The sequence below is a fragment of the Rhizobium sp. NFACC06-2 genome, from assembly GCF_900101425.1.
GTDB lineage: Bacteria > Pseudomonadota > Alphaproteobacteria > Rhizobiales > Rhizobiaceae > Agrobacterium > Agrobacterium leguminum.
Genome location: NZ_FMVA01000010.1, coordinates 117,609 through 133,795, shown reverse-complemented (window position 1 = coordinate 133,795; position 16,187 = coordinate 117,609). Strand labels below are relative to the sequence as shown.

Below are 16,187 nucleotides of genomic sequence, written 5' to 3'. Positions count from 1 at the left end.
TCTTCAGTTCAAACCGCAACCCGTTCATGCTGCGGTGAGAGCCCAAGCTCCAGATCGCGCGGACTGCCTTCGGCACGCTCGAGAAACAGGCCGAGGGCTCCGAAGAAGATTTCGAGAAAGCTTTCGACCGAACCATCGTGACGATCCCGCTCGCGGCCGAAGCGCTCCGCCAGCGTTCGATAAAGTGAAAGCCGCTGCGGCGAGATATGCGGCAGCGCCAGACCTACACCCTGGCGCAGGCAATACCAGTCGGCAATCAGTTCGAACATCGGCAGGTCCAAGGACAGGATAGCAGCGTCAGACAAGGAAAGGCCTTCCTCTCCCAGCAGGTCGAGAACCTCCCGAACGCTTTTATCGGCGATTGCCGTGACGACCGCGGCCGGCCATTCCCTGGGGAAATAACGATGCCTGATCAGCGCCCGCTTGTGGCCCAGCAGAAATTCACCGTAATTGCCGGCAGCAAAAGCCCGGTCGTTCGCCTCGCCCGCCAATGCTGCCTCCTGTGCATAGCCATCGCAAATGCGGCCATTGACCGGCAGCGCGGCCATCTCCACCGTCTCGACAAGGATTGCCTGCCGCGACGGGTGGACGACCTTGAAGGCGGGCGGAAAGGCGACGAGCGACGGTACGGCGATATTGGTGAGCGAATTTTCGCCCTCCCCGCGCCGGGTCACGCCTTCCACGTGCAGGTGCCCGCTGAAATGAACGGCAAGCCCGGCCTGTAACAGCGCATGCTCCACCGCCTTGCGTGGCGTACGGCGCACGACATTGGTTTCACCGAACAGGGCGCCCTCCGCACCACTTGCGCCATCGAAAGGATCGAGCGCAGGATAGTGGGAAAAGCCGAGCAATGTCTTGCCGTGCAGTTCCGCCCTGCGGCGCACATCAGCTATCCAGTCGATGAGGAAGGGCTTGCAGCGCAAAAGCGCATTCCAGCCACCGGAGGTGCTGTCGATGAAAGCCGCCTCCTCGCCCGCTTCGAACTCGCCATCGAGCGGCTCGAAAATATTGGCGTCGATCATCAGCAGCCACAGGCCCGGCTCCGGCTCGACCAGATAGGAGGCATCCATCAGGCGGTAGACATTGCGCCCATCGGGTGAGCGCACCACGTACAGCCGGTCCTCCGGCGCATCGGAAACACCGAAAGGGGTTTCCCAATGCAGATAATCCGGCTGGCGGAAATAACCGAAAGCCGCCATCGGGCCAAGGCCCGCAGGATAACCTTCGCAATACATCCCGTCGCTCACGACAACGCGCTCACCGGCCCGCCGGGCATCGCTTGAAACGGAAAGGCATTTGCCGTTCTCCGTCAGAAACTCCTTGGTATGGTGCCGGCCGCATGGGCCGAAAATATCGTGGTTTCCGGGCAATGCGTAGAAGGCCGTGCCGTGGGCGTCGCTGTGGCGTTGCAGAATGTTCTTCAGCGTTTCAGTCGTCACCCGCTGGCCATCATCGGTATAGTCGCCAAGCAGAACCACATGGCGAATGCCGCGCTGCCGCACTTCTTCCAGCGCCGCATGCAATGCATCGGCGCTTTCATTGAAAACCCGGGTGGATTCACGCGTATCCGACCAGCTGCGCATGGTGATGCGCTGGCCATCGATTTCGATGCCGGGAAATCCGAAATCGGCTGCCGTGTCATGGAAATGCGCGTCTGCGATGACGGCAACGGAGGGAAGCGTGCGTGTCAGCATGGTTGAGCGGTCTTTCTGCCCTCGACCATGTCGATCCAGTCGGAAGCACGGCGAGCGGCGGCGTAAAGCATCGGTTTCGGCGTCTCGAACCATTCGTCTGGCCGCAATTCCCGCTTCGTGCGGATCACGGCCAGCGCATCGTCGAGGGTCGGATAGAGATCCGGCTGCTGCTTGTGCAGGAAAAGTGCCACCAGTGAGACGGAACGGCTGCGGCCGCTGCGGCAATTGACGAGCACATTGCCGCCATCGGCAAAGGGATAGGTTTCCCGCTTCGGCATGGTCTGTCGAAGCGCGCCGTCGAGAATGTAATAGGCGCCCAGCATCATGGTGTCGGGGCTGCCCTCGCCATCGATAAGGCCGAGCTTGTAATAACGGATGTCGCCATAACCCACGGCGCGCCTGTCGCCCTCTTCCGCCACCGCCTGCACGAGATTGATATCCAGATTGACGGCGCAATTGACGACAGTGGTGATGCCATGCCGGCGCAGGAGCCCGAGATCGCTCGCACCATCGCTGCCGCCAATGTAAAGCGCGGCATTGTGCGGGCCGAGCCCTTCCGCAATCAGGCTGATTGCAGGCCGGGCATAAACGGGTCCATCCATTTCATTCCTCCACATGCATGAAGCACGAGGCCCCCTCTGCAAAAGGGCCTCCGCCAGGAATCACGCCGATGCCGCCCGCGGACGATCCGACAGCTGCCGCGCGGCCAGCGCTATATTCGATGCCTGGCTGACGCCTTTGGCAACACCGGCGGCTGCGGCCAGCACGGGCCCGCCCTCCCTGAGACTGCCGATCTCCAGAAAAGGGCACACATCGCCGCCAGCTTCGCTGACGAGTAGCAGCCCTGCAAGACAATCCCATGAATTCATATGCAATTCGAGATAGCCATCGGAACGGCCATCAGCCACATAGGCAAGCGCCAGCGCGCCGGAGCCGGCGCGGCGGACATTGGCGCCCATGTCGAGCAGGTTCCTGACGACATCGAGATAGGTCGCATTCGCGATACGGGTGGACCACCCCATCTCGATCGAAGCGGCATCGAAGCGCTCCGTTTCCGCAGTCCTGATCGGTTGCCCGTTGCGCGTCGCTCCCTCGCCGCGGCGGGCGAAATAAAGCTCGCCAAGGGCGGGATTATAGATCGCCCCGATTTCGGTCTGGCCGTTTTCGACATAGGCGATGGAGATGCAGAAATGCGGAATGCCACGGGCAAAATTGGCGGTGCCATCGATTGGATCCACGACCCAGACGCGCTCACCGATCTCGCCGCCGCCCTCTTCCCCGAAAAAACTGTCTTCCGGGAAAGCGGCCGTGATCGCGCCGCGAATATGCGCTTCCGAGGCAGCATCCGTCACCGTTAGAAAATCCTGCGGCCCCTTCATCGAAAAGCTGCGCGTCGCCTCGCCCTGAAAACCTTTCAGCACCAGTTCGCCGGCGGAAAGAATAACGCTGCGGCACAATTCGGCACGCGCCGCCAATGTATCGGGATAGTGGATCGAATCCATGCGCAAGAACCATTTCTCAAAGTTTGAACACGCGTTCACATTGCACGCGCGTTCAAAATTTTCAAGGGGCGTTGAAAGGGAGCTGACGGACATTGGAAGCGGGCGGGCCGATCATGCCAATTCGATGGAGTTGCCGCAACTCATGGCATGAAGCAAAGGGCTTCCTCCCCCATCAGGAATATCCCCGCAGGGAACATTTAATACTGAAAACATTGGAATGTTGCGAAACACAGCGCCTGCATCTTGTGGTTGATGTAGTTGTCTGTCGGTTAACCCTGTGTATTTCCGATGATGTAACGGGAATTATGTTACGAATGCCGCTCTGTATTTGAAGAGCCATGAATGAAAATACTGACCGCCACACAAAAACTGCAGGACTTCATGTCCGTCCGGTCCGACAATCCTGATCTGCTGAAAGCACAGTACCGCGCTTTCACCCGACAGATGCCGATGATGTATTTCATCCTGCTTTCAAGCACATGGGCGCTTGCCGTGACACATATGCAATTGGCGCCGCCTTGGCTCACCGTTGGAGTTCCCGCCCTCTTCACACTCGGCTGCACGCTCAGGGTCGCCTTCTGGTGGAGGACGCGCGGCATGGATCCCGAACCGCGGGTGGCGCATGCAGCCCTTCGGCGCACAAATCGCCTCGCTGCCGGCATCGCCATGGCATTCACCCTCTGGTCTTTCCTGCTGGTGCCGTATGGGGATGCCTATATGCAATCCCACGTCGCCTTCTATATGGCGATTACCGTCATTTCCTGCATTTTCTGTCTGATGTATGTGCGCTCGGCCGCCTTCACTGTGACGCTCATCGTCAATGGCGCCTTCATCGCCTTCTTTCTGGCGTCGCAGCAACCGACCTTTGTTGCCATCGCCATCAACGTTTTGCTGGTCTGCACCGGCATGATGTCCATTCTGCTGACCAACTACCGCAATTTCGAGCGCATGGTCATTTCACAACAGCGCACGGAAGCGCTCAGCAACGAAAACCTGCTGCTTGCCAATATCGACAGCCTGACGGAACTGCCCAATCGCCGCGCCTTTTTCGCTCACCTTGAGGCCGAGCTCGAAAAAGCCAGGGCCAACGGAACCCGGCTGGCGCTGGGTGTGATCGATCTGGACGGGTTCAAGCCTGTCAACGATCTTTACGGACACTCCGTGGGAGACAGGCTGCTGGTCAATGTCAGCAAACGCCTCACCGACAATCTGAAAGCCAGCAGGGCCTTTCGGCTGGGCGGTGACGAATTCGCCATCGTCGCCCCGATCATACCGGATGACGCACAACTCGTCGCAAATGCCAATGCGATCTCCGAGCAGTTGAGGGCGCCTTACCATATGCCGGAAGGAACCGTGCATGTTTCCGCTTCCATGGGAATTGCCGTGTTTCCAAACCTCGCCTCAACGCTCGAACAGCTTTTCGACAGGGCGGATTATGCCCTCTATCACGCCAAGAAAACCCGGCGTGGCGATGCCGTTCTGTTCGATGCGGAGCACGAAAAGCAGATCAATATAGAAGCCCGCGTCGAGCACCTGCTCAAACAGCGGGATATGGAAAACGAGCTTTCGGTCGTGTTCCAGCCGATCGTCGATATACGCGACGGAAGGACGGCAGGGTTTGAAGCGCTGGCGCGCTGGCACAGCCCGGTTCTCGGACATGTGCCGCCTTGCCAGTTCTTCCCCATCGCGGAACGGGCCGGCATCGTCGGTTCGCTGACGCGGCCGCTTCTCAAGATGGCGCTCGCCTCCGCCGCCAAGTGGGAACCCTCCCTGCGCCTGTCGTTCAACCTTTCGGCCCAGGACCTCAATTCCCACGAGGGCGTGCTTTCCCTGCTCGGCATCATCGAAAACAGCAGCTTCGATGCACGACGGCTGGACCTTGAAATTACCGAGACGGCTTTTGCCCATGATTTCGAACAGGTGAGGCAATCGGTCGAAATGCTGCGCCGCCTCGGCTGCGGCATATCGCTGGACGATTTCGGCACCGGCTATTCCAGCCTGACGCGACTGCATGCATTGCCGCTGACCAAGATCAAGATCGACCGCAGCTTCGTCACGGATCTGCACGAAAAACCGGCCAGCTACAAAATCGTGAAATCCCTCCTCACCCTCAGCCGCGACATGGAACTGGAATGCGTGGTGGAAGGGGTGGAAACACCAGCCGAGCTAACCGCACTCGAAGGCCTCGGCGCCACGCTGGTGCAGGGCTACATCTATGCACCGCCGCTTCGGGAAGAGGATGTCGGTGCGTTTCTTTCGGGACAGGCGAGTCCCAAACATCGCACCAAATCCATAGCTCTCAAAAATCCAAACAAGGCTTGGTGGTAAGCTCCGATGCGCTCCCAAGTAAAACTTCCCCAGCACCGGAATAGACATCACCGATGAGCCAACCTGGGTCGGGGATACATCAAGCGCCAAAGAGATGATACGTGCCTCATCAAGGACATGCAGCCATATTGCAGCGTCCCGGTGGCGGCCCATGTGTCTCGGCATTGTGGTTCGCCGCTGTAGTTGTCGGGGGGAGGCTCATGCCATTTCCCTCCCGGTCCACGTTGCTGCGATTTTAGAAGGCCTCAGGCAGACCCCGCCGCATCAATAACATTCGAAGCCTTCGAAAGCTCGCAACTCAGAGATCTGGGTGTTCTATCCGTTCCCAAGCCGCACCATCGAAGCGGAAAACATCTTTCGATGCGACGACCCAAAGCACGTTTTCGATCACTTGCGCAAAAAACGGACCATTGTCGATAGATTCGTTATCATCACGATTGCTCAAGCGCGGAAGAGGAGGATCAAATCTGCCAAAACGTCCTGTCTTGGGATCATACTCATAAAGACCGCCGGGACGAACGCTCGCCGCCATGACAAGTTTTTCCCGATACGGAGTGATCATGTGAAAGAGATTATGCTGCTGCCGTAATGCGACAGGCGAAAATCCCCGTGTGTGACTTCCGTGTATGAGAACACCTTCTCTCCCACATATCCAGACACTGTCAGGATTCTCGATGTAAATTCCGGTCAAAGCGGCTACCGGAATTGGAATTTTCAGTTCGTGCAACTCATGACCATCCCAGAAACAAAGGACCGGTTTGGTACCGGGCCCCTCCTCCCCGCAAAGATAGATGGCTTCTTCCGACAACCCGTTTATGTCAAAGAACAGTATATCGCGGGAGGCTGGATTGAGGGCCGACCGAGTGACCCATTCCTGCCATTCCGGAGAAAGAAATTCCGGCTCTTTTTCAGGCTTTGCTTCCTCCTGCGCATTTGGGTTCAGCAACAATTTATCGGTCAGGAGACGCCAATCATTGTTCCCCTTGCGAACATAGATTTGCCCCCCCTCTCCGCAGGCATATAGGTGTTGCCCGATCTCGCGGATGCGAGTGAGACGCCCGTAGCCTTTCGAATCGTCACTCCAACTACCGGCTCCGTGAATTTTCTCTTGAAAATTCTCCTTCCAGTAGGTGTGATAAACGTCACCCTCCGACGACAGCAAAACGAAATAACCATCTGGCGTAGCGTGCTCAGCGCTATGATACACAGTCATGCTTTGAATATGGAAACCGAAGTCGGAATACGTCCAGTCCTGCGGCGGCACGTCGTCACGATCATACCGATAAAATCGGCCATCAGGATCGAAAGGTTCAGCATTGTCTCTCGTTGCGACAACGGCGAGCGTTTTGCCCGACCTCGCATATGCTCTCGTGAAATCGATAGGCAGCTTGGTTTTCATGGTTTTCTGGTCGCTCCTTCAACAGCTCCAGACTTCAAAGCCGATATGGTTTCTTCAGGAAGGGGAGGATATTGTTTAGCTCGTAAAAGCTGGAACGGATTTTTTCCAGCATATTGGGTCGTCAGGGCTGCCATAATCTCTTTTGCACAATCGGGCCTCACGCTTATCATAGCCTGGGCCGACGCCTGAACTACTTTATGTAAGGGTGCCGTAAAAGGTGGCGTTGAATTTCTACCGGCATTTTCGATCGCCTTGTCCGCCAGATGACCACCCCAGTGCTCGGTTTGCTCTACCCGGGCATTGCCAATAACACATATAGCCATACCATCATTAAGGCTGGGCATATTCGGAATGCGCTTATCGGCCTCCTCTCTCGCGCCATAACGAAGCGTCCAGTCCGGAACTATATGGTGAGCCTGCATGCCGTACTGACCGCAGACGCTCTTCATCTTGCCGTAACGGTCGACCTGACACTTCTTGCGGTATTCGTCCCGATCGGAGACACGTACGGTTTCGCTTTGGGGTAATGCCTGTGGCCGACTTTCTGGTTCCTCACGCACTCGCTGCCGATGTCGACGGAGCTCCTCCATCGCCCAATCCCGCATCTCCCAGCTGTCATGTCCGGCGTCGACACCCTCGTCGAACATTTCTTTGATCCGCCGCTCCTGATCGTCCCGTGGGACGACGTCAGACAGATTTGCACCATTATCGGGGATAAGGACGCTTGATAATATCCCGATGACATTTAGGCGGCGGGCCCAAATGCCCACCCTCGCGAGACGGCCAACTTTTGCAAGATCGCTCACAACCCTGTGAGGCGGGGTACGATACCACTGAGGCGCTCGGGCGGGTCCCGGGGTTATCACCCTTCCCGGACCACGAGGAACAGTCTGGGGGACAGTCGGCCTTGTCGCCGGCATTCCTCCGCGAAGTGCTTGCGCAGAGTTTTGAGCTGCCCCAGTCGTCGCTGCGGCAGCCGATCCCGCATAAGCGTATTTCTCGCCCTCTTTAAACGGCTCGGGCGACGCATCGCTCATAACCCGGCCTTCGTCCGACCCGTCCTGCCATCTAAGCGATCCCCGCACCGGATCATCGTCCTTGGGAGGATCATAGGTCTGCGTGCTGCGGACGAAGATCGCCTCACCCTGGGTATTCCTGCTGTTCATATAAAAACGATCGAGGTGGCGAATGACATGCGAGCCTTCGGCACGCACCTGATCAGCGTGCCCGATGGGTTCGCAGATGCTTTCCACCGTGCCGGATTTTACCCCCTTACGGTTACCGGGCGCGTCGCCGTGCACATGTGTCGTACACGAACGCATCACCATTGCCTTTTTGCCGGTGAACCGAACAGACGGCGTGTAGTTTTTATCATGGCCGCAAAAATCCACGACCGGATAGGGAATAGGCACCACCGACGAGCCAACCGGTGTCAGGCATACATCAGGCGCCAAAGAGACGATACGCGCCTCATCGATGTCACGCAGTCCCTCACGCGGTGTCGCCGTGGTCCATGTGCCGGGATATTGGGGCTCTCCGATATAATTGTCGCTGGGGATACTCATGCTGTCTCCCTCTCGGTTAAAGCCGCTTCGGTTTCGGGCGACTTCAGACGAACGCGCGTCAGGGTGAGTTTTGTTTCACCGGCATCGGGAAGAGGAAACCTGATGCGCCAGGTCAGAAGCACCCGTCCGTCATTGCGCCAGTCGAATTGCACGCCATCGAGCTTCAGCACATGCCATTCATCGCGATCTTCGCGAGAGCAATGGACACCGAGGGTAAGGCCAGGCAACGAGCCTTTCGCGACCGGATGCTTAGAACTCAGATTAACGAGCTCGTAGTTCTCGTCACCCTTGAGGTGAGGCGTCGCGATGAGATCAGGATGGGCCGCCTGCCAGAAGCGTGGATCAAAATCACGCGGCAAGAGGGGGTGCCTCTCCTCCCGCCAACCGTCGTCATAAGTTCCGGAATATTGCTGACGGAACTGCCACCAAGGCGAAACGAGCCCAAATCCCTGCGGTTCCGGCGTGCTCCGCCAATCGGAATGCTCACCAACGGCAGCGATCTGCGGAGCTGGAACAGGCCCGGCGTCGGCAGGCGTCTCAAGATTGACGATGCCGCACCCAAGCGGGTTTCGGCGCTCCACGTCAATCGGTGTTTCCGTCTCCGCGTCACCTGTGCCAGGGATCGCGCCGCCATAAGCGTTGCGCCAGCATATGGCCACGCTTCTAGCCGGTTCAGGATCGCTCAGTTTCCAATCCGCTACCACACGTTTGGCTTCCCTGGCAGCAAAACCTGCCCATTTCTCCTTAACGACAGGTTGCCAGAAGCGTCTGCCGAAAACCTCGATTTCCTTGGAAACATCACCAACGCGGATGGAGGCACGCCAGGATTTTTCCGGCTCGCCACTCGCAGACCACGCATTGCCGAGAAAGGTTATATCCGTGCCGGGCTTGTCCGGGGTAAGGTCGCTTTGGCGCAGGAGGACGGTCTGGTGCGGATCGCCCTCATAGGCATCCTCCCACTGGAAACTTTCCTGCTCGGCTGCGACATCCAGCGAACCGCCCTGAGCATGCGTGAATGTTGCACGCACGGAGACGATACAATCGAGCCCTCCTTCGGCATCGAACTGACGGAAAGCCATGGCGGGAAACGGCAGGCGGTTCTGAAGTTCCAAGACCCGGCCTCCGTCAGTTCAGATCGATCGGCTTGCCGCGAAGCTGAAAATGATCCGTCGCCACGAAGTTGAAGGTCTTGCCAAGAATGATGACCTCGCCATTCGCCTTCATGATGAATTTGGAATCGCCGCATTCGATGACGAACTCTTCACCGACTGCAATCTTCTTGAACTTTCCGACGCTCTCCAGCGACGTCTGGCCTACATTCGTAACCTTGCTGACCCCGATCTGTTCAGCCCGCGCCACACCGACGCTATCGGATTTGAACGTGCTGACGATCGTGTTCATGATGCCCGGCAGCGGAAACAATTCCGAAGCATCGGAACCGACGCCCGAGCCGGAGCCGGCTAGCGCCGTACCCGCATCCGCGCGCGGGCTCGGGCCGGAAACGACCCCCTCACGCGATGAAAGACCGCTGGCACCGAGGAAGCCGAGTGCGGACGAGGCAAGCGTGGTGGCGAAGGCCGCGACACCGGGGCCACCGCCGCCGGCGATCTGGGCGGCCTGCGAAAGCAGCCCCGCCGTCTGCCCGGAGAGCGCCTGCACGCCCGCCATGGCCATCATCGCCATCGGCCCCGTACCGCCGACGACGGTGTTTACCGAGCCGCCGATCTCGTGTTTCTGGTTGCCGGAAACTTCCACCGCCCGGTTGCCACCAACCGAGGCGACCTCGTGCCGGTCGATGCGCTTGGTCCGGTCATTCAATACCCGCGTCGTCTGGTCCTTCTGGGCGTGGAAGAACTGGTTCTCCTTGCCGGCCTCATCCTCGAAGGTGATTTCGTTGAAACCGTCGCCCTTGTGGCTGTTGGAGCGCAGCACCATACGTGTCTTGTTGGCGGGCAGGTCGTAAGGCACGGAATTGGCCGGATTGTTGACCACGCCGATGACCAGCGGCTTATCCGGGTCGCCATCGACAAAGGCGACCATGACTTCCATGCCGATGCGTGGAATGACCTGCGCACCCCATGTGCCGCCGCCCCATGCCTGGCTGACCCGCACCCAGCACGTATCCGTGCCATCCTTCTTCGCCTTGCGGTCCCACGGGAACCACAGCTTGATGCGGCCATATTGGTCAGGATGGATTTCCTCGCCTTCAGGTCCGGCGACAATCGCCACCTGCGTGCCTTCGATGCGCGGACGCTTCGTCGTCCGGTGCGGCGTCAGCGGCACGCGGGCCGGGATCGCCTCGAAGTGATTGCGATATTCCGGCTCGTTGCTGTTTGTCTCATAGGAGAGGTCGACGATGCTGTGGCTTGCCCTGATGATCACATGTTCTTCGTAAGCATGCTCTGGATGGGCAACCTCATAAGGCGTGAAGCGGCGGCCGGCCTCCAGAACGCGCGAGGTCGATGAACCGAACACCCGGTCATGATCGGCCTCGATCGCCTGGGTGCGCAGTTTTTGCGCGCGCTCGGCCTCTTCCACCGTCCTGATGCGGGCCGGATATTCGTAAAGCTCGCGCTTCGTCGCATCCGGCATCTGCACCAGAGACGGCGTCATCGTGCCCGGCACCATGCCCGGCGTCTCGAAATTCCAGTCCGCACCCGCCCGCTGGCCGGAGACATAGGAAAAACGCCGCGCCCAGTCGTTGATGTGGTTGCGGTCCGATGACCCCTGCGCCAGACGCACCGTCCCCTCCCCCTGGGCGGCCGGCGACGGCCCAAGCCAGCCGCTGGCGCTATCGGCCACATGCAGCTTGTGGGAACCATCCTCATGGCTGAACCAGTAGAACAGGCCGTCCTCTTCGAAACGGCGGGTGAGATAATCGAGATCGGTCTCGTTCCATTGAACGCTGTAATGCTGTGCAGGCGGCGGAGAAATGATGCCCGATGTATCGGGGGCGGGAATACCGTGTTCCGAAAACAGCGTCTCGACGATCTCCACCGCCGTCTTGTCCATCCAGATACGGCAATCCGACCGGCGCGACAGAAGCCACATTTGCGGGCGGATGGTCAGCGCATAAGAGCGCATGCCGCGTGTGATCGGCGGGCCCTCATGCAGCTCCGTCACCAGGCCGTTGAAGGGGCGGCGAACACCGCCGCCCTCGCCCTCGCCCTGGCTGATTTCGATGGAGATATCGACCAGCCGTCCGATCAGCTCTTCGGGCTTGACCGCTTCCTTCTTGGCACGCACCGTCAGACGAATGTCGAAGAGCTGCGATACGCCCTCCTCGACGGACAGGCGCTCTGGCAGAAGCTGGTCTTCGCCGAGTGGCGAAGACACCTTCAGAACGCGGCTCGCCTGAACGAAATCAGAAAAAGACGGCTGGTCGTTCATGGGATACTCCTAATCAGGACCCGCGGCTGGACTGCAGGGGCCAGAACCAGATCGTTTCCGAATTGTAGTAGCAGGCCGAAGCGCATTGGGTGGCTTCGGAGCCGCCCCGCACAAGATCGATATGACCGCCGCCGGTGTAGCCGGGGATATTGTTGAACGCCACGACACCGTTGCGCGCGCCGATGCCGTTGCGCGCCGTCGCGGGGGTGAAAGGCTCGGGTTCGCCAAGATAGCTCGTCCGCTTCATCAGGTTGGCAAGGCGGCGCATGTTCACCTCTATGCCCTTTCCGGCATAGGGGCCCTTCTGGATGCGGTGCGAGGCGGGCACGATGTTGATGCCCGACTTCACGAAAGCGATGCTGACGCGAATGGCGCAGGTATTGTGATAGTTCGGATTGCCGATGAAATCGTCCCAGCCAATTTCCGTGAACAGATCACGTTGGCTGAGATAGTTCGGATGCGACGGGTCGCTGCTCGGATAATTCTTATAGAGAGTGTCAAAGTTAACACGCATGGTTCGTCCCACTAGTTACTTTTCTGCTCACAGGGAAAGGAGACCTTGAGCGCCTCCCGCACGAGAGTGGCTGCCTGTTCATCCAGTTTTTCCGCAGGAAGATCGCCGAGATAGGTGTAGATCCGGTCGGTGAGTTCATGGGGCGCCACGGCACCCGCACCGCACCAGTCCGATCCGCTTGTCAGATCGGCCACACCGGCGATGTAGGCGCTCGATTTTGCGACGGAAACCAGCCGCCGCATTTCCGGATCAGACACTTCCGGGGCAAGTTTGCCCTCGATGGCCTGCTTGAGTTCAGCACCGGAGAATATCCAAGTCCGTTCCTCGGCAGCCGCCTGCGAAAGACCGGACAGAGCCAGAACAACCGGCACGGAAACAAAAAACGCATATAGGGAGCGCATTAAAAACCCGCCTCGTCCAACGTGGATGAGAAACATCACGACGTGAGCTGCAAAACTGCAATGAAAACGTTCCGGTGCCGGCAAATACCGGCACCGGGTCGCGTCGCTATCAAGCGGCCTTCGTCGTCGCCAGATCGTAAGAGGCGATCATCGGAGACTGCGGCGAGTTGTTGTCGTCGAACGGCGTGTACTTCACTTCCATCTTGGTGAAGTTGAGCTTGATGGTTTCCACCGGACGGTCACCGCTGGAATCCACCGAGTAGCTGGCGATGAGCGTGTTCGTCAGCAGGTACTCGATATAGGTGTTGCCCGGATTACCCGTGGTCACCAGATGGATGGTTGCGAGCTTGCCAGTGCGGCCAGCGCAGGCTTCCTGGAAAAGCTTGGTGGAAGAAGAATCGCTAACCTTGGTCAGAATGACTTCCGAAATGGTCGGTTCGGATGCTTCGCGGTTTGCAGCAGAACCGGCAGAAGTGTTCATGTTGCGCGCTACGTTCCAGTGAATGGCTTCGATGTCCATCCACTTGCGGTGTTCCTCATGCGTGGCGTCGCCCTGGATACCGTCAATCTGCAGATAAATTGGCATGCTGTAAGCTCCTGTAGCTGAAATGACCTCTTGCTTCGAGGCCGCGTTACCCTTCGTTTAATGCCGCATGCGTCGGGTAGCCCCTTCCGACGCGGCAACTTCATCCACCCCACCCTCTTCGGGCGCGGCGAATTCATCTGTTTCCCCAGCCGCTTCGGCACGAATGCCGAACCTGTTTTCACCAAAATCGACAACGATCTTGCCCACGCGTTCTCCCGCGATGACTTTTTCGAGGAAAAAGCTGGAAAGAGGCGGCAGGAGATCCTTGCCGATCATGATTTCGATGGCGCGTGCGCCAATTTCACTTGCACCGGCGCGCGCCACCAGCGCGTCGCGCGCGGCATCGGAAAGGGTCAGGTCGGCGCCGTATGTTGCGAGAACGCGTTCCCTGATCTTGCCGATCTGCATATCCACGATCCTTGCAAGTTCTTCCGCACCGAGCGGCATGAAGGGCAGGATGATCGTGCGCCCGAGGAATGCGGGCTTGAACTGTCTGGTCAGCTCCGGCATCAGCAGCGCTTCCAGCGCCTCGCCTTCCGGCATCGTATCCGGATCGGCGGAAAGCGCGGCCAGCAGTTCCGAACCGGTATTGGCCGTCATGAAGATCGTGGTGTTCTTGAAATCGACATCGCGGCCTTCGCCATCGCGAAGCACGCCCTTGTCGAACACCTGATAGAAAATATCCTGGACGCCGGGATGGGCCTTGTCGATCTCATCGAGAAGGAGAACGCCGAACGGCCGGCGGCGCACCGCTTCCGTCAGCACGCCGCCTTCGCCGAAACCGACATAACCGGGCGGCGAACCGAGAAGCAGCGAAACCTTGTGCTCCTCCTTGAACTCCGACATGTTGATCGTCGTCAGATGGCTGTTGCCGCCATAGAGCAGATCGGCCAGCGACAGCGCCGTTTCGGTTTTGCCCGTTCCGGACATGCCGACAAGGAAAAACACCGCCGGCGGGCGGCGCGGATCGGACAATCCGGCACGGGCGGTGCGCATGGCATCGGCAATCCGGGTAATTGCGGCATCCTGCCCCACCACCCGCTGCCGCATGCGTGCATCCAGCGTGCGGGCACTTTCGATCTGGTCCGCCAGAAGCTTCCCGAGCGGAATTCCGGTCCAGCGCGATACGACGGATGCAATCGCTTCACGGTCGACCACCGTCGGCACAAGTCTTTCGACGTTTGCCGGCTTGGTCTCAGCCGCAGGCCGCAAGCGCGACACATTCGATGCGCCGGTTTCAACGGGCTGCTCTTCGCTGAGTTCAGCCATTTCCGCATCGTAACGGCCGCGCAGATCGTCGATCCCGCTCTCCAGCTTCTCGACTTCGTCGCGTATCGACTGGATACGGCCCTGCATCTCGTCATCCTGCGGTTCACGCAGAAGCCAGTTCAACTCATCGGTCAGAAGACGCCGCTCGCTTTCCATGGCACGCAGCCGTTCCGGCAGGGTCTGCCGCGCCAGCGAAACGGCGGCCGCTGCCGTATCGAGAAGGCTGACGGCCTTGTCCGGCAATTGCCGCGCCGGCATGTAACGTGCGGATAATTGCACCGCCGCCACAATCGCCTCGTCACGAACCACAACGTTATGATGGCTGACGAAGCTATCGGCGACACCACGCAACATGCGGATCGCGGTCGTCTCATCCGGCTCGCGCACATGCACGGGCTGGAAACGACGCGTCAGCGCCGCATCCTTTTCGAAATATTTCTTGTATTCGCTCCAGGTCGTGGCCGCGACGGTGCGCACTTCTCCCCGCGCGAGAGCGGGCTTGAGAATATTGGCCGCATCGCCCTGTCCGGCTGCACCGCCGGCGCCGACAAGCCCATGCGCCTCGTCGATGAACAGGATGACCGGCTCGGCCGAGCGTTTTACCGCATCGATCACGCCATGAAGACGGCGCTCGAACTCACCCTTCACGCCGGCACCGGCCTGCAGCAGCGAAATATCGAGGTTCAGAAGGCGGACGTTGCGCAATTTTTCCGGCACATTTCCGGAAGCGATTTCCAGCGCCAGCGCTTCGGCGACCGCCGTTTTGCCAACCCCGGCCTCACCCACCAGAATGGGATTGTTCTGACGACGGCGCGTAAGAATATCAACGAGTTGGCGCAATTCGTCATCGCGCCCGATCACCGGATCGACCTTGCCGTTCCGGGCGTCGGCTGTCATGTCCTGGGTGTAAAGGCGCAGAAAATCGTTCTGGCCGGCGGCCGGCGCGGCACCCGCCGCCGCGGCAGGAACCTCTCTTCCGCTGCTGTCTTCAACCGAACTGCGAAGGCGTTCGAGAGCCGCGCGATCCATCGCCTTCAGCGACGGAAATGCCGAGCGGACGAAAGAGCGAAGCGAGGTTTCCTCGTCCATCGCCAGAAGCAGATCGCAAAGCGTCACGCGGTCGCGCCCGGCCTCCAGCGACGCGAGAACCCATGCCTCACGGCCCGCCGTCAGAATGTTCTGTGAGAGCGACAAAGCCTCGCCATCACCGATAACGGCCTCTTCCAGGCTGCGGCCGATTTCCGCCTGCAATACCGGAAGTGGAATTTTTAATTCCTCGAATGTTTTCGCATAGATACCGGCATCTACAACCGCCAGCAGCCAATGCGGGATATCCACGTACCTGTGCCCCATACGCACCGCAACGGAAGCCGCTGCTTCAAGCGTGACGCGCAGGTCAGGCTCAAGCGCTTCAACGAGGCGATTGAGATCGATATGCGACATGCAATGAGCCTCCTGCCCGGGTTCATTCCACAACGTGACGTGGAATAACTATGATGATGAAACCGGGTTGTCCACCCCGAAGTTTATTTTTTATCG

12 protein-coding genes are annotated in these 16,187 nt (G+C 59.1%); 1 reads left to right on the top strand and 11 read right to left on the bottom strand.

Annotated features, from left to right (window positions below):
- Window positions 1-8: 8 nt before the first annotated feature.
- The 3 genes from F3H58_RS17780 to F3H58_RS17770 are packed head-to-tail and all read right to left on the bottom strand — an operon-like array spanning window position 9 to window position 3,196.
- Window positions 9-1,694, bottom strand: a complete 1,686-nt coding sequence (locus F3H58_RS17780) for a metallophosphoesterase family protein (protein ID WP_149743106.1) — start codon at window positions 1,692-1,694, stop codon at window positions 9-11.
- Window positions 1,688-2,296: a dual specificity protein phosphatase family protein gene (locus F3H58_RS17775; protein ID WP_003522018.1), complete on the bottom strand. Its 609-nt coding sequence runs from the start codon at window positions 2,294-2,296 to the stop codon at window positions 1,688-1,690. Before F3H58_RS17775 ends, F3H58_RS17780 begins: the two co-directional genes overlap by 7 nt.
- Before the next feature lie 60 nt (window positions 2,297-2,356).
- On the bottom strand, window positions 2,357-3,196 hold the full coding sequence (locus F3H58_RS17770; protein ID WP_149743176.1) for an inositol monophosphatase family protein: 840 nt from the start codon (window positions 3,194-3,196) through the stop codon (window positions 2,357-2,359).
- Between the two features lie 342 nt (window positions 3,197-3,538).
- Between F3H58_RS17770 and F3H58_RS17765 the strand changes: the two genes are divergently transcribed.
- Window positions 3,539-5,524, top strand: coding sequence for a putative bifunctional diguanylate cyclase/phosphodiesterase (locus F3H58_RS17765; RefSeq protein ID WP_149743105.1), 1,986 nt, complete (start codon window positions 3,539-3,541; stop codon window positions 5,522-5,524).
- 298 nt (window positions 5,525-5,822) lie between these two features.
- Here F3H58_RS17765 and F3H58_RS17760 read toward each other — a convergent pair whose 3' ends face one another.
- From F3H58_RS17760 to tssH, 8 genes are all read right to left on the bottom strand, one after another.
- Window positions 5,823-6,923: a hypothetical protein gene (locus F3H58_RS17760; protein WP_149743104.1), complete on the bottom strand. Its 1,101-nt coding sequence runs from the start codon at window positions 6,921-6,923 to the stop codon at window positions 5,823-5,825.
- Window positions 6,920-8,488, bottom strand: a complete 1,569-nt coding sequence (locus F3H58_RS27270; protein ID WP_188128974.1) for a DUF4150 domain-containing protein — start codon at window positions 8,486-8,488, stop codon at window positions 6,920-6,922. Before F3H58_RS27270 ends, F3H58_RS17760 begins: the two co-directional genes overlap by 4 nt.
- On the bottom strand, window positions 8,485-9,600 hold the full coding sequence (locus F3H58_RS17750; RefSeq protein WP_149743103.1) for a DUF2169 family type VI secretion system accessory protein: 1,116 nt from the start codon (window positions 9,598-9,600) through the stop codon (window positions 8,485-8,487). The genes F3H58_RS27270 and F3H58_RS17750 overlap by 4 nt, the downstream gene beginning before the upstream one ends.
- A 13-nt stretch (window positions 9,601-9,613) precedes the next feature.
- Window positions 9,614-11,878 carry a type VI secretion system tip protein TssI/VgrG gene (tssI, locus tag F3H58_RS17745; protein ID WP_149743102.1) on the bottom strand — a complete coding sequence of 755 codons (2,265 nt, stop codon included), beginning with the start codon at window positions 11,876-11,878 and terminating at the stop codon, window positions 9,614-9,616.
- Window positions 11,879-11,891: 13 nt separating this feature from the next.
- Window positions 11,892-12,392, bottom strand: a complete 501-nt coding sequence (locus F3H58_RS17740; protein WP_149743101.1) for a type VI secretion system amidase effector protein Tae4 — start codon at window positions 12,390-12,392, stop codon at window positions 11,892-11,894.
- A gap of 11 nt (window positions 12,393-12,403) precedes the next feature.
- Window positions 12,404-12,793: a Rap1a/Tai family immunity protein gene (locus F3H58_RS17735; protein ID WP_149743100.1), complete on the bottom strand. Its 390-nt coding sequence runs from the start codon at window positions 12,791-12,793 to the stop codon at window positions 12,404-12,406.
- Between the two features lie 109 nt (window positions 12,794-12,902).
- Window positions 12,903-13,379, bottom strand: coding sequence for an Hcp family type VI secretion system effector (locus F3H58_RS17730; protein ID WP_003504561.1), 477 nt, complete (start codon window positions 13,377-13,379; stop codon window positions 12,903-12,905).
- Window positions 13,380-13,436: 57 nt separating this feature from the next.
- Entirely contained in the window at window positions 13,437-16,091 is a 2,655-nt protein-coding gene (tssH, locus tag F3H58_RS17725) for a type VI secretion system ATPase TssH (RefSeq protein ID WP_149743099.1), read from the bottom strand.
- Between the last annotated feature and the right edge of the window lie 96 nt (window positions 16,092-16,187).

Bases quoted from the DNA above. Each gene is read 5' to 3' on its own strand.
- F3H58_RS27270 (WP_188128974.1), bottom strand. From the start codon at position 8,488: ATGAGTATCCCCAGCGACAATTATATCGGAGAGCCCCAATATCCCGGC.
- F3H58_RS17760 (WP_149743104.1), bottom strand. From the start codon at position 6,923: ATGAAAACCAAGCTGCCTATCGATTTCACGAGAGCATATGCGAGGTCG.
- F3H58_RS17730 (WP_003504561.1), bottom strand. From the start codon at position 13,379: ATGCCAATTTATCTGCAGATTGACGGTATCCAGGGCGACGCCACGCAT.
- tssI (WP_149743102.1), bottom strand. From the start codon at position 11,878: ATGAACGACCAGCCGTCTTTTTCTGATTTCGTTCAGGCGAGCCGCGTT.
- F3H58_RS17775 (WP_003522018.1), bottom strand. From the start codon at position 2,296: ATGGATGGACCCGTTTATGCCCGGCCTGCAATCAGCCTGATTGCGGAA.
- F3H58_RS17780 (WP_149743106.1), bottom strand. From the start codon at position 1,694: ATGCTGACACGCACGCTTCCCTCCGTTGCCGTCATCGCAGACGCGCAT.
- F3H58_RS17765 (WP_149743105.1), top strand. From the start codon at position 3,539: ATGAAAATACTGACCGCCACACAAAAACTGCAGGACTTCATGTCCGTC.
- tssH (WP_149743099.1), bottom strand. From the start codon at position 16,091: ATGTCGCATATCGATCTCAATCGCCTCGTTGAAGCGCTTGAGCCTGAC.
- F3H58_RS17770 (WP_149743176.1), bottom strand. From the start codon at position 3,196: ATGGATTCGATCCACTATCCCGATACATTGGCGGCGCGTGCCGAATTG.
- F3H58_RS17735 (WP_149743100.1), bottom strand. From the start codon at position 12,793: ATGCGCTCCCTATATGCGTTTTTTGTTTCCGTGCCGGTTGTTCTGGCT.
- F3H58_RS17740 (WP_149743101.1), bottom strand. From the start codon at position 12,392: ATGCGTGTTAACTTTGACACTCTCTATAAGAATTATCCGAGCAGCGAC.